Genomic DNA, 11708 nt, shown 5'->3' with positions numbered 1-11708 from the left:
TCACATACGCCCGCTGGCGCTGATCCGCTGGAACGACACCTGCTTCTGTTCGCCCTCGCGGATATTGATCGGCAACACCCAGTAATCCAGTCCGAGTTCTTCGAGCAGGATGCCGATCTTCAAGCCGTTTCCGGTCGGCCAGTAGTAAAGATCGATCATGCGTAAGCCTTGATCGACGGCGCCATTTGCGAGGCGTTGTAATTGAGAATGCGTCCGTCAGCCTCAACGCCGTAACGGCCATTGAGGGATTCCAGCGGCAGGCCGTACAGGTGGAAATGCAGGGTCGCCTGCTCGCCTTCGACGCGAATGCCATGCAGGTCCTCACCGAGAAACGAAATCGAGGTGCCGGGTTGCACGATCACTTCCTTTTGCAGATGCAAGGTGGTGAAACCGGGCTCGCGACCTTCGTCGTCACGGCCATACACGTAGTTGATTTCCTGGCCTTCGACGGCGCTGATGATTGCCCAGGTTTCGTGGTTGTGCGCGATTGTGCTTTTACCCGGCAACAACGAGTTCAGGTACAGCGTCGGCGTGTCGCCGTCGTCATTCAGACGGTAGCGAAACGCGGTGCTGCCCTGCCCCGGCACCGGTGCCGGGAAGGCGTCGAAATTGAACAGGTCACGACGCTCGGCCAGTGCTTCGAGCAGGGCAACGATTTCCACCAGCGCGGCGCGGTCGACGCCGCGTTGATTGATGACACGGATTTTCTTCAGGAAATCCTCGATGACGGCGGCACGGTTTTCGGTACTCATGAACAGGCTCCTCGGTATTAGACGGACAGGCTGTAGCGACCCAGGTTGGTCAGCAGATACGGATCGTTGGCAACGGCGGGACGGCGCCCCGGATCACCCAAGGCATGACGCAGGAACTCCTGGGTGCGCTCACTGCTCGGGCGTTGAAAAATCTGTGCGGCGCTGCCGTGTTCGACGATCACGCCGTTTTCGGTGAAGTAAACGATGTCGCTGATCTCTTCGGCGAAGCGCATCTCGTGCGTGACCAGCACGCAGGTCATGCCCTCTTCGGTCAGCTCGCGAATTACCGTCAGCACCTCGCCCACGGTTTCCGGGTCAAGGGCCGAGGTCACTTCATCGAACAGGATCAGTTCCGGACGCATCGCCAACGCCCGGGCAATCGCCACGCGCTGTTGCTGGCCGCCGGACAGTTGCCCCGGATAGGCATCGGCCTTGTGCTCCATGCGCACTTTCGCCAGCAAGACCCGCGCATCTTTTTCGGCATCGGCGCGGCTGCGCCCCAACACCTTGCGCGGTGCAATCACCAGGTTCTCCAACACCGACAAATGCGGGAACAGGTTGTACTGCTGGAACACAAACCCCACGCGCTTGCGCAACTCGATGCGCTGGGCTTCCTGCGCCAGGTTATGCACCTCGGTGGCGCCGACGCGGATGGTCCCGCGCTGCGGCTGCAACAGCCCGGTGATGCAACGCAGAATGGTCGATTTGCCGGAACCGGACGGGCCGATGATCGACACGGCCTGGCCGCGATGGACATCAAGGTCGATGCCTTTGAGCACCGGGTTGTTGGCGAACGACAGGTGCAGATCGCGCAGGCTGACCAGAGGCTCGGCGACGGTTTCAGTAGAAGGCATAACGTCGCTCCAGGCGTTGGGTCAGACGGGAAATCGGGTAGCAATAAGCGAAGAACAACACCAGCAGGCTCAGGTAAATCACCACGGTGAAGCCGGTCATGTTCACGGTGTTGCTGGCGATCTGCGCGGTGTCGATCACGTCATGCACGCCCACCAGCGAGGCCAGCGCCGTGCCCATGGTGATCACGGCGTAGAGGTTCATCCACGGCGGCAACATGCGTTTGAAGCACTGCGGCAAGATGATCGAGCGGAAAATCTGTCCGCGGGTAAACGCCAGGGAACGTGCGGCTTCCCATTGGGTGCTGGGGATCGAGGCAATGGCACCACGGAAAATTTCCGCGACGTTGGCACTCGCCGGTAGCGCTAGCCCGAGGGTGACCTTGACCCAGTCGGGGAACGAGACATAGGTGCTGCCGATCCTGACCTCGAACGGGAACACATAGGTGGTGAAATAAATCAGCACCAGCCAGGGGGCGTTACGGAAAACCTGCACCCAGATCCGCGCCGGCAAACGCAGCAGGCGCAGGGGCGACAGCGCCAACGCCCCCACCAGCAACCCCAGCACCGAACCCAGCGCGATGGCGACCAGGCTGATCAGAATGTTCTGGCCAAAGCCAACCGCCAGGGCCGGCGACCATTGCAACAGCGCTTTGAGCACCGGGCTTTGCGGGGCGAACCATAGCAGCCAGAGCACGGTGCCGAGCAACAGCAACAGCTTGCCGACATGCCGACGCGACCAGGCCACCGGCGCGGTGACGGACGATTCAATGGCCATAACCGGGCATCCTCAGGCGCGCTTCCAGGTAGCGCCCCGCACAATTGACGATAAAACTCAGCAGACCGAAAAAGCTCAGGATCAGGATCATCAGCTCCAGCACGTTATCGCTCTGGGTCCAGATCATGATCGACGCGTAGGTGATGTCGCCGACGGCAATCGCCGAGGCCACGGCGGTCATCTTCACCAGGTCGATCAGGTTGTTGATCAGCGACGGCAAGGCGAAACGTACCGCCAGCGGCAGTTGCACGTTCCACAGCAACTGACGACCGTTGAACGCCAGTGAACTGGCCGCCTCCAGCGTCACCGCCGGCACGGCTTCGATGCCGGCGCGCAAGGCCTCGGCATGAAAGGCGCCCTTGTGCAGCGAGATCACGATCACCACCCAGGCGAACGGCGTCAGCGGGTTCGCCGCGCCGACAGCCTGGGTCAGCAACATGTTTAGCACCAGGAACGCGCAATACAGTTGCACCAGCGTCGGCGTGTTGCGAGTGACTTCGACGAAGACCCGCGCCGGTTTCGCCAGCCACGGTTTTCCCGACGTCAGCATCGCCGCCAAGCCGACACCGGCGAGCAAACTGCCAACGATGGTGAACAGGCACAACCACACCGAGGTCAGCGCGCCTTGCACCAGGCTTGCGCGCTGATAGGCGTCCAGCAGAAAGCTGTAGTTCAGACCGAAACCGGCGGTCCAGTGGACGAAAAGATCCAGCCAGTGACTCATGCCGTCCCCCGCAGTTGCGCGCAAGCCCGAGCGATGCGGCGCCCGGCTTCAGCGACGCGGTCGGTCGCGGTGGCGATGGACAGGCGCAACCACGGCGACAAGCCATAGGCACTGCCCGCCACACCGGCCACGCCCTCCTCCAGCAAATAGGCGACGACGTCAGCGTCGCTGTTCAAGCGGTTGCCGTCGGGGCGATAACGCCCCAGCAAACCGGCGCAACGGACAAACACGAAGAAGCCGCCCTGCGGCTCAAGCACTTCAAGACCGTCGACAGCGCGCAAGGCGCTCACCAACAGATCCCGACGCTGCTGATAGGCCACGACCTGCTCGGGCAGGAAATCCAGCCCGCCTTCGAAGGCCGCCAACGCGGCGGCCTGGCCCACCGAGGACGCCCCGGAAGTGGATTGCGATTGCACCACAGCCATCGCACTGGTCAGCACCTGTGGCCCTGCGCCAAAACCGATGCGCCAGCCGGTCATGGCATACGTCTTCGACACACCGCCCACCAGCAGGCAACGCTCCTGCAGGTCCGGTGCGACATTGAGCAGGTTCTGCGCCGGCTGACCGTCGAAACGAATGTGCTCGTAGAGCTCATCCAGCAGAATCAATACCTGCGGATGGCGACGCAGCACCTCGGCGAGCGCCTGCAACTCCGCCGCGCCGTACACCGCGCCGCTGGGATTGCCGGGGCCGTTGAGGATCAGCCAGCGCGTGCGTTCACCGATGTGTTGTTCAAGCTGGTGTGCCGTGAGCTTGCAGCCCTGCTCAAGCCCGCATTCGATGAACACCGGCTCGCCACCGTTGAACCGCACGCTGTCCGGGAACGATGGCCAGTAAGGCGTGGGCACCAGCACTTCATCGCCATCGTCGAGGGTCGCGGCGAACGCGTTGAAGATGACCTGCTTGGCGCCGTTGGCAATCACGATGGAGGGCAACGGATAGTCGAGATGGTTTTCGCGCTGGAGCTTGCGCTGCACGGCAAGCCGCAAGCCTTTCACCCCAGGCGTCGGCGTGTACTTGGTGGCACCGGCGGCGATGGCGGCATAAGCCGCCTGCTTGATGTGTTCAGGCGTGTCGAAATCCGGCTCGCCGGTGGTCAGATCGAGGATGTCGTGACCGGCCTCACGCAATTCGGTCGCGCGGGATTTGGCGGCGGCATTGGCCGACAGGGAGACGCGCTGCACACGCTTGGAAAGTCTGAGCGTCATGACTGAGTTACCTCCACGACCTTGCCCGGATTGAGCAGATTCTTCGGGTCCAGGGCTTGTTTGATACGCCGCATCAGATCCAGCTCCACTGGGCTTTTGTAGCGCCCCAGCAGGCCCAGCTTGCGCTGGCCGATGCCGTGTTCAGCGCTGATGGAACCACCGTGGGCATGGGCACTGTCGTGCACCAGCAGGCTGAGCGCCGCGTAATTTGCCATGTGCGCATCCACCGTCGAATCCAGCGGATGAGCGACGTTGTAGTGCAGATTGCCATCGCCCAGATGGCCGAACGTGAAATGGCGAACACCAGGGAATTGCGCCTGCAACAGCGCATCGGTGTGGCTGACGAACGCCACGACCTGGGAAATCGGCACCGAGATGTCGTGCTTCATGTTGCGTCCGGCGCGCTTCTGCGCCTCGCTCATGTTTTCGCGCAACAGCCACAGCGCTTCGCTTTGCGCGAGGCTTTCGGCGATCAGCGCATTGGCCAGCAAGTCCTTTTCGAACGCATCGCCAAGCACCGCTTCAAAAGCCTCGCGGGCATGGCTTTCACTGTGGTTGTCCGACAGCTCCAACAGGGCGAACCAAGGCTGACTGATACCGAGGAAAGGTTGCGGACCTCCGGGGAATTGTTCGCGCAGCAGCGCCAGGCAATCGGCACTGAGCAACTCGAAGGCCGTGAGGCTGGCGCCGAAACCGGCGCGGGCGTGGGATAAAAATTCCACCGCTTGCGCCAGCGAATCAAAGGCCAGCAGCGCCGTGGCTTGCGCCTTGGGCAGCGGGAACAGTTTCAGCGTGGCAGCGGTGATTATTCCAAGGGTGCCTTCGCTTCCAATGTATAGGTCGCGCAGGTCGTAACCGGTGTTGTCCTTGCGCAAACCGCGCAGGCCGTTCCAGATTTCACCTTCGGCAGTCACCACTTCCAGCCCCAGGGTCAGTTCGCGGGTATTGCCGTAGCGCAACACCGCCGTGCCGCCGGCATTGGTGCCGAGATTGCCGCCAATGGTGCAACTGCCCTGCGCGCCAAGGCTCAGGGGAAACAGGCGTCCGGCATTGCGTGCAGCGTCCTGGACGTTTTGCAGAATGCAGCCGGCCTCCACGGTCAGCGTGTCGTTGTCGGTGTCCACGGCCCGTACCCGGTTCAGGCGATCCAGCAACAGCAGCACCGCACGACCGCTGGCGTCCGGCGTGGCGCCGCCCATCAGCCCGGTATTACCGCCCTGCACCACCACCGGCGTATCGGCGGCTACGCAGGCACGGACCACGGCTGCAACTTCTTCGGTGTTGGCCGGGTGCACGGCGGCAACGACCTGGCCAACGTAACGTCCCTGTTTGTCGGTCAGGTACGGCGCGACCTCTTCGCTGCTCTGCACATGGCTCGCGCCGAGCAGTTGCTGCAAGTCCGCGAACAGACTCACGGAAGCACCGCCAGCGGCGCAGCGTCGCGATATTTTTCATGCAAGTCACGTAGCGCCTGAGACGGTGCCATGCCGGTGCGCTCGCCGAGTTCGATCAGCCAGCCGCTGCGGTGCCAATCGCGCACGATGGCATCCAGTTTCGCCTGGGTATCCTGCTCGCCCTTGCGCAACCAGATCACCGAGTTGGACGGGATCAAATCACCCGGCAGCGGGATCTCGTAACCCGCCCATTCGGCATCGCTCAACAACGCATGCATGGTCGGGCTGACATGCACCGCCGCCACGCAACCGTTGCCGCGCAGGGACAACAACGATTCGGACTGACTGCGGAATGCCTTGATCTGTGCGCCGTAGGTTTCCTGCAATGGCTTGATGAAGTTGCTGCCCTGGGACACGCACACCGGTTTGCCTTTGAGGTCGGCCCACTGGGCAATGCCCGAACCTTTGCGAATCAGCGCCGCGCCGCCCACCTCTTCATAAGGCGTGGGCACGTAATCGAGGATTTCTGCGCGCTCTTCGGTGAATTGCATGTTGGCGATCAGGATGTCGACCTTGCCCTGCTGCAGGAATTGCACACGGTTCGGCGCCAGCACCGAGACGGTGTCGGCCTCGACGCCCAAGGCCTTGGCCACGCCCTTGGCCAGTTCGACGTTGTAGCCCAGGTGTTCGCCGGTCTTCGGGTCGATGGTGCCGAACGGCGGGCCGCTGAGAATCACCCCGACACTGATGGCGTGGCGCTGCTCGATCTTGTCCAGCGTGGCATCGGCTTGAGCGAAGCTCGCGGCCAACGCGACAGCACCGGCCAGGCACAGCGAGGACAGGGTTTTAGCGAAAAAATGACGGTTCATGCGCGACTACCTTGAACGGCCGTCGCGCAATGCGGCGGCGTATTGAAGACGATGAGATGAATCAGACGCCGTTGGCCTGAAACTTCTTTTGCAGCTCGACCAGCGCCGGCGATGCGGGCGTGATGTGGTTGCGGGTCTGGGCCTCGATCAACCAGCCACTGCGGTGCAGCTCCTTGATGATCGGGTCGAGCTTCGCCTGGGTGTCGCTTTCACCGCGACGGGTCCAGATCACCGAAGGCGCCGGGTTCAGTTCCGGGGTGATCGCCCGGTAGTCCTTCCATTCGGCACTGTCGGCGATCAACGGGTTGACCAGCGTGGCGTCGTGCACCGCCGCGACGCAGTTGTTGCCGCGCAGTGCCAGCAAGGATTCGGACGAGCTCTTGAAGGCCTTCAGTTCCACGCCCAACTCAGTAAGCGGCTTGATGTAGCTGCTGCCTTGAGAGGTGCAGACCGGTTGCCCTTTGAGGTCCTCCCAACGGCTGATCTTGCTGTCCTTGAGGACTGCGGCGGTGCCGCCGACCCGGTAAAACGGCGTCGGCACAAAACCGAGGATTTCGCCGCGTTCCGCCGTCCATTCCATGTTGGCAATCAGCAAATCGACTTTGCCCTGCTGCAGAAACTGCACACGGTTGGCCGGCAGCACCGTCACCAGTTCGACTTCAGCACCCAACTGCCGACCCAACTCCTGAGCGAGCTCAACGTTCAGGCCTCGCGGTTTTTGCGTGGCTGGATCGATCCCGCCAAAGGGGCCACCCGACAGCAGCACGCCGACCACCAGCACATGACGCTGCTCGATTTTGTCCAGCGTCGCATCGGCCTGGGAAGCGGTGCTGGCAGCCAGCGAAATCAAGGCACCCAATATCGCAGGCAATAATCGTTTTACAGGCGTGCGCTCAAACAACATGGATTTCCCCTCATGGATGATCGGCGTAACCCCGATCTGATGAGTGGGCATCCTGCGTAGTGCACCAAGGTAACGGAAATACAAATATCTAATATCGTTATAACTCAGACACTGTCACTTTTTAGAAAAACACTTATAAGCCAACGTTTATTGACCCATGCCAGCTTCCAGAAAAATCAATTTCTCCGAACACATAAATATATGTAATGTTTATGTTCGCACCCTTGATATAAAAACAGCCGCCATGTCGACCCTCGATCTCGAATTACTGCGCACCTTCATTGCCGTGGCCGATCACCACAGCTTTGCCGAGGCCGGCGTACGAATGGCCCGCACGCAGTCGTCGGTCACCCAGCACATGCAACGCCTGGAGCAACAGGTGGGCGTGAGCCTGTTCGAAAAACGCGGGCGGCAAAAGCAGCTTACGGAAGCCGGGCAGCAGTTGTTACGGCATGCCCGGCAAATGCTTTCGCTCAACGACGACGCGCTGAACTCATTGCACGAAAGCAGCTTGAGCGGTGTGCTGCGCATCGGCTCGCCCCACGACATCGCCGACACCATCCTGCCGCCGATCCTCAGCCGCATCGCCCGCTCGGCACCGCGCTTGCGCCTGGAGATCGACGTGGGTCGCAGTCCGTTCCTGATGGACGACCTGCACCGGGGCAAGGTCGACATGGTGATCTCCACCCGCGCAGACCCGACCCTTGAAGGCTTCGCCTTGCGCACCTCGCCGGTGTGGTGGATTTGCTCGGCCCAGTACATCCATACTCCGGGCGAACCCTTACCACTGATTCTCGTCGAGGAACCGAGTATCTATCGCCGCTACGCGCTGGAGGCCCTGGAGCGCGCCAACATTCCCTGGCGCCAGGCTTACCTGGCATCGAATCTGATCGGCATCAAAGCGGCGACGCGTGCGGGACTGGGCGTCACCCCCAGAAGTATGGAAATGCTCGGCCCGGACATGCGCGTACTGGGTGAAAATGACGGGTTGCCGCGACTGCCAGACGTGACCTATCACTTGTGGATTCGCCCGAACACCGTAAACCCGCTAGTGCGTCGGGCGTATGAGTTGATTAAAAGCAGTCAAGGGCACTGATGCCCCGGTTCAGCTGCCCGCACCGCCGTGGGCTTCTTCAAAGAAGTAGTCCTTCCAGCTGGCCGCCTTGTTTTTCAGTACACCTGACTCCTGCAATTTTTCGGCATAGATGAAGGTGCGCTGTGGCACGACGGTAAAGTCGATTTCGGGGTCGGCGACGATTTTCTCAACCAGCGGCAAGGCCAGCTTCGACTGCTCCACCCGGATATAGGTCTGGGCTGCCGCGGACTTGTCAGCCTTGATTATTGTCTCGGCCTCGGCCAGCGCGTCGTAGAACGCCTTGTAGGTTTTCGGGTTTTCGTCGTGGAATTTTTCAGTGGTGTACAGCACGTTAAACGTGGCCTGCCCGCCGAGTACGTCGTAGGAGCTCAGTACCTTGTGCACGTTGGGATTCTGCAGTTCCTGGTACTGGAACGGCGGACTGGAAAAATGTGAATTGATCTCTGAACCGCCGGCAATCAGCGCCGCTGTTGCATCCGGGTGCGCAAGGCTGATCGAGATATCGTCAAACTTCTTGAAATTGTCTTTGCCGAACTGTTTGGCCGTTTCGATCTGCAGCGTGCGCGACTGGAAACCGACCCCCGCCGCCGGTACGGCGATGCGATCTTTCTCGGTGAAGTCCTTGAGGCTCTTCACATTCGGTTTATTCGTCAGCAGGTAATTGGGCATCGAGCCCAGCGAGGCAATGGCCTTGACGTTCTGCTTGCCTTTTGTCCGGTCCCAGATCGTGAGCATCGGCGGCACGCCGGCTGACACCACATCCAGCGCGCCGGCCAACAGTGCCTCGTTCATCGCCGTGGCACCGGAGATGCTGTTCCAGTCGACCTTGATATCGAGGCCCTGCTCCTTGCCATGTTTCTCGATGAGCTGCTGATCCCGTACCACATCCAATATCAGGTAACCGATACCAAATTGCTGGGCAATGCTGATTTTGCCTTCGGCGTGAACGCCGGAGCTCAGTAACATACCCACCGCAGCCAGGGAGGTCGCCAACACTGTCAACGCTGAACGCTTGAAGGGAGTTGCCATGAAAGCCCCAGCGCCATCGCCATCAGCTCCGAGCACGCCCGGCAATGTTCTGAATGACGCCTCAGCGCCCCAAAAACAGCCGGCACCAAAAGTCGCCTGCTCAATCAGTGTTTGCTGTTGAAGATCGCTCATGTTCCAGCGACCCCACTGTCCGCCAACAAGTGCAGGTGCAACTGCGCGATGTGCTCTGGGCCGATGCCACAGCATCCTCCAACAATACTGGCGCCAGCCGCGACCCAGGATCTGGACCAACGCAAGTATGACTCGGGATCCAGATCGCTACGAATCTCCAGCAACGTACTATTGGCTTTGGCCTCTGTGCTGACGGGAGGAAATGCGTTGGCGTATACCCCTAGCTCAATGCTCTGGTCGAGGCTATCAAGAACATCTCGGGCTTCGGCCAGTGCCGCTGCCATGACTTCCGGCTGACTGCAATTGAACAGCACGACTCTCGCACCCAACTCGGCCGCCACGCGTACCGCCTCGCCGACGGGCTCAGTGGAACGCAGTTGCGGTGACTCATTGACCTCATCCAGAAGCGTAAACGACACCCACAGCGGTTTGAGCTCTGTGCCCAGCGCCTGCGCTACCGCCCTGACTTCAGCCGTAGAACTCTGAGTTTCCGCTAACCAGACATCGACATGCGCCCGCAACCCGGCAATAAGCTCTCGATGGATCGCGACAGAGCGTTGATGATCGAACAGGTCCGGCCGATAGGATCCGAGAGCCGGCGGTAACGAGCCGGCCACGGTCACCGGCTCGGCACTCTCGGACGCCGCCTGACGAGCGAGCCGCCCAGCCCGCTCAGCCAGCACTCGCCCCTGCGCGGCAAAGCGCTCTTCACCTATATGAAAAGGCACAACCGCGTAGCTGTTGGTGGTGATTATCCGGGCACCGGCATCCACGAACGCCCTATGAGCCCGAAGCACAAACCCGGGTGCCTCGATCAGTGCGAGCGCTGACCATTCAGGCTGACGAAACGGCGCTCCGATACGTTTCAGCTCGCGCCCCATACCGCCATCGAGTAAACGCAAAGAAGATTGACTCATTGGTTTGCACTCACCTTAGGCGCCGACGCGGACAGCCATTGATCAACCTTGGCGGTGTTCGCCTGAACCCACTCTTTGGCCGCGACGTCAGCCGGTAGTTTTTCCTTTTCGATCTTCAGGATCAGCTCATTGAGCTGCGCCGGGTCGATGGCGACATTCTTCAGGAACTCGGCAATTTTCGGGGCGCGTGTCTGCAAGGCTGCGGACGCCAGGACATGAACCTTGGCATCCGGGAAGGCACAGGTAATCTGACTTTTGTTCAGCCAGTCGGGATCGACCGTCGGGCTGATGAATTTCCAGCAGCCATCGACCTTGTAAAGCGGGTCACCTTTTTTGTTGTCCTGGGCGTAGCCGTCGAATGCGGGCTCTTCCAGGCGACGCAGGTCATAGGCCGAGAAGATCCAGTCCGGGGTGTAGGCATAAAACACCACGCCACGTTGCGCCTTGTAGGCCGAGGCCAGCTTGGCATAGGTCACAGAAGCTTCCGTGGACACCGACTCGAATTTATCGGCAAACCCGTAATCCTTGGCCTTGATCTGGCCAATGTAAGTCGACTCCCAGCCGGCCGGCCCCACCAGCAACTCAGCCTTGCCGCCGCCCAGTGGCTCAAACAGCTTGGCCACTTCGGGCTTTTTCAGGTCGTAGATGGATTTAACGCCGTATTTGTCCTGCAAATACCCGGGGATATAGAACCCTTGTTCGCCCGCATAAGGCTTGACGTTTGGCACCAGTGAACGGGGGCCACCCGTGACGTACTTGTTCCAGGCAGCCGACTGGTTGGGCAGCCAGATGTCGGTCAACACATCAACCGAGCCATCGCCTTTCGCGGCGGCACTGAACAGCACCGCGACATCCCCGGCCAGGTACGATACATCGCCGTCCAGTCGGGTTTTGATCACCTCTGCGAGGATGTTCTGAATGGCGATTGCACCTGTCCAGTTCTGCTCGCCGATGACGATCTTGTCCTTGGCCAACACGGTTGCCGGGAGAATCAGGGAGGCCAGCAGCGCAGCTGCGCCCACAGTGCGCGATAAGTGTGTCTTCATGACAAGTC

At 60.8% G+C, this 11708-nt stretch carries 12 protein-coding genes and 1 pseudogene; 1 reads left to right on the top strand and 12 read right to left on the bottom strand.

Annotated features, from left to right (window positions below; genetic code table 11):
• Positions 1-3: 3 nt before the first annotated feature.
• The 9 genes and pseudogenes from KW849_RS08760 to KW849_RS08720 form a co-directional block, all read right to left on the bottom strand.
• Positions 4-159 (bottom strand): annotated as a pseudogene (locus tag KW849_RS08760) (thiol:disulfide oxidoreductase); the annotation flags it as partial.
• A complete protein-coding gene (locus KW849_RS08755) occupies positions 156-752 on the bottom strand; it encodes a cysteine dioxygenase (RefSeq protein WP_218429004.1) in 597 nt (198 codons plus the stop codon). The pseudogene KW849_RS08760 and the gene KW849_RS08755, both read right to left, overlap by 4 nt.
• Before the next feature lie 17 nt (positions 753-769).
• Positions 770-1606 (bottom strand): amino acid ABC transporter ATP-binding protein, encoded by an 837-nt coding sequence (locus KW849_RS08750; protein ID WP_218429003.1) that lies wholly within the window; start codon positions 1604-1606, stop codon positions 770-772.
• Complete coding sequence (locus KW849_RS08745) at positions 1593-2381, bottom strand: amino acid ABC transporter permease (protein WP_218429002.1); 789 nt, start codon at positions 2379-2381, stop codon at positions 1593-1595. The genes KW849_RS08750 and KW849_RS08745 overlap by 14 nt, the downstream gene beginning before the upstream one ends.
• On the bottom strand, positions 2371-3105 hold the full coding sequence (locus tag KW849_RS08740; RefSeq protein ID WP_218429001.1) for an amino acid ABC transporter permease: 735 nt from the start codon (positions 3103-3105) through the stop codon (positions 2371-2373). The genes KW849_RS08745 and KW849_RS08740 overlap by 11 nt, the downstream gene beginning before the upstream one ends.
• Positions 3102-4313 (bottom strand): aminotransferase class I/II-fold pyridoxal phosphate-dependent enzyme, encoded by a 1212-nt coding sequence (locus KW849_RS08735; protein WP_218429000.1) that lies wholly within the window; start codon positions 4311-4313, stop codon positions 3102-3104. The genes KW849_RS08740 and KW849_RS08735 overlap by 4 nt, the downstream gene beginning before the upstream one ends.
• A complete protein-coding gene (locus KW849_RS08730; protein ID WP_218428999.1) occupies positions 4310-5728 on the bottom strand; it encodes an FAD-binding oxidoreductase in 1419 nt (472 codons plus the stop codon). The genes KW849_RS08735 and KW849_RS08730 overlap by 4 nt, the downstream gene beginning before the upstream one ends.
• Entirely contained in the window at positions 5725-6576 is an 852-nt protein-coding gene (locus KW849_RS08725; protein ID WP_218428998.1) for a transporter substrate-binding domain-containing protein, read from the bottom strand. Before KW849_RS08725 ends, KW849_RS08730 begins: the two co-directional genes overlap by 4 nt.
• A 61-nt stretch (positions 6577-6637) precedes the next feature.
• Positions 6638-7480 (bottom strand): transporter substrate-binding domain-containing protein, encoded by an 843-nt coding sequence (locus KW849_RS08720; protein ID WP_218428997.1) that lies wholly within the window; start codon positions 7478-7480, stop codon positions 6638-6640.
• 244 nt (positions 7481-7724) lie between these two features.
• On the opposite strand from KW849_RS08720, the gene KW849_RS08715 reads away from it, so the two are divergent.
• Positions 7725-8576: a LysR substrate-binding domain-containing protein gene (locus KW849_RS08715; RefSeq protein ID WP_218428996.1), complete on the top strand. Its 852-nt coding sequence runs from the start codon at positions 7725-7727 to the stop codon at positions 8574-8576.
• A 9-nt stretch (positions 8577-8585) separates the two neighbouring features.
• Here the strand turns inward: KW849_RS08715 and KW849_RS08710 are convergent, their stop codons facing one another.
• The 3 genes from KW849_RS08710 to KW849_RS08700 form a co-directional block, all read right to left on the bottom strand.
• Positions 8586-9605 (bottom strand): ABC transporter substrate-binding protein, encoded by a 1020-nt coding sequence (locus KW849_RS08710; protein ID WP_218429150.1) that lies wholly within the window; start codon positions 9603-9605, stop codon positions 8586-8588.
• 128 nt (positions 9606-9733) lie between these two features.
• Positions 9734-10654, bottom strand: coding sequence for a homocysteine S-methyltransferase family protein (locus KW849_RS08705; RefSeq protein WP_218428995.1), 921 nt, complete (start codon positions 10652-10654; stop codon positions 9734-9736).
• Positions 10651-11700: a glycine betaine ABC transporter substrate-binding protein gene (locus KW849_RS08700; protein WP_218428994.1), complete on the bottom strand. Its 1050-nt coding sequence runs from the start codon at positions 11698-11700 to the stop codon at positions 10651-10653. Before KW849_RS08700 ends, KW849_RS08705 begins: the two co-directional genes overlap by 4 nt.
• Between the last annotated feature and the right edge of the window lie 8 nt (positions 11701-11708).

The sequence above is a fragment of the Pseudomonas sp. PDM26 genome (genome assembly GCF_019219185.1).
Taxonomy (GTDB): domain Bacteria; phylum Pseudomonadota; class Gammaproteobacteria; order Pseudomonadales; family Pseudomonadaceae; genus Aquipseudomonas.
Note: the sequence above shows the minus strand (reverse complement) of the source record. Positions and strands in the feature narration are given on the sequence as shown.

Bases quoted from the DNA above. Each gene is read 5' to 3' on its own strand.
- KW849_RS08725 (WP_218428998.1), bottom strand. From the start codon at position 6,576: ATGAACCGTCATTTTTTCGCTAAAACCCTGTCCTCGCTGTGCCTGGCC.
- KW849_RS08705 (WP_218428995.1), bottom strand. From the start codon at position 10,654: ATGAGTCAATCTTCTTTGCGTTTACTCGATGGCGGTATGGGGCGCGAG.
- KW849_RS08745 (WP_218429002.1), bottom strand. From the start codon at position 2,381: ATGGCCATTGAATCGTCCGTCACCGCGCCGGTGGCCTGGTCGCGTCGG.
- KW849_RS08720 (WP_218428997.1), bottom strand. From the start codon at position 7,480: ATGTTGTTTGAGCGCACGCCTGTAAAACGATTATTGCCTGCGATATTG.
- KW849_RS08735 (WP_218429000.1), bottom strand. From the start codon at position 4,313: ATGACGCTCAGACTTTCCAAGCGTGTGCAGCGCGTCTCCCTGTCGGCC.
- KW849_RS08700 (WP_218428994.1), bottom strand. From the start codon at position 11,700: ATGAAGACACACTTATCGCGCACTGTGGGCGCAGCTGCGCTGCTGGCC.
- KW849_RS08710 (WP_218429150.1), bottom strand. From the start codon at position 9,605: ATGGCAACTCCCTTCAAGCGTTCAGCGTTGACAGTGTTGGCGACCTCC.
- KW849_RS08755 (WP_218429004.1), bottom strand. From the start codon at position 752: ATGAGTACCGAAAACCGTGCCGCCGTCATCGAGGATTTCCTGAAGAAA.
- KW849_RS08750 (WP_218429003.1), bottom strand. From the start codon at position 1,606: ATGCCTTCTACTGAAACCGTCGCCGAGCCTCTGGTCAGCCTGCGCGAT.
- KW849_RS08740 (WP_218429001.1), bottom strand. From the start codon at position 3,105: ATGAGTCACTGGCTGGATCTTTTCGTCCACTGGACCGCCGGTTTCGGT.
- KW849_RS08715 (WP_218428996.1), top strand. From the start codon at position 7,725: ATGTCGACCCTCGATCTCGAATTACTGCGCACCTTCATTGCCGTGGCC.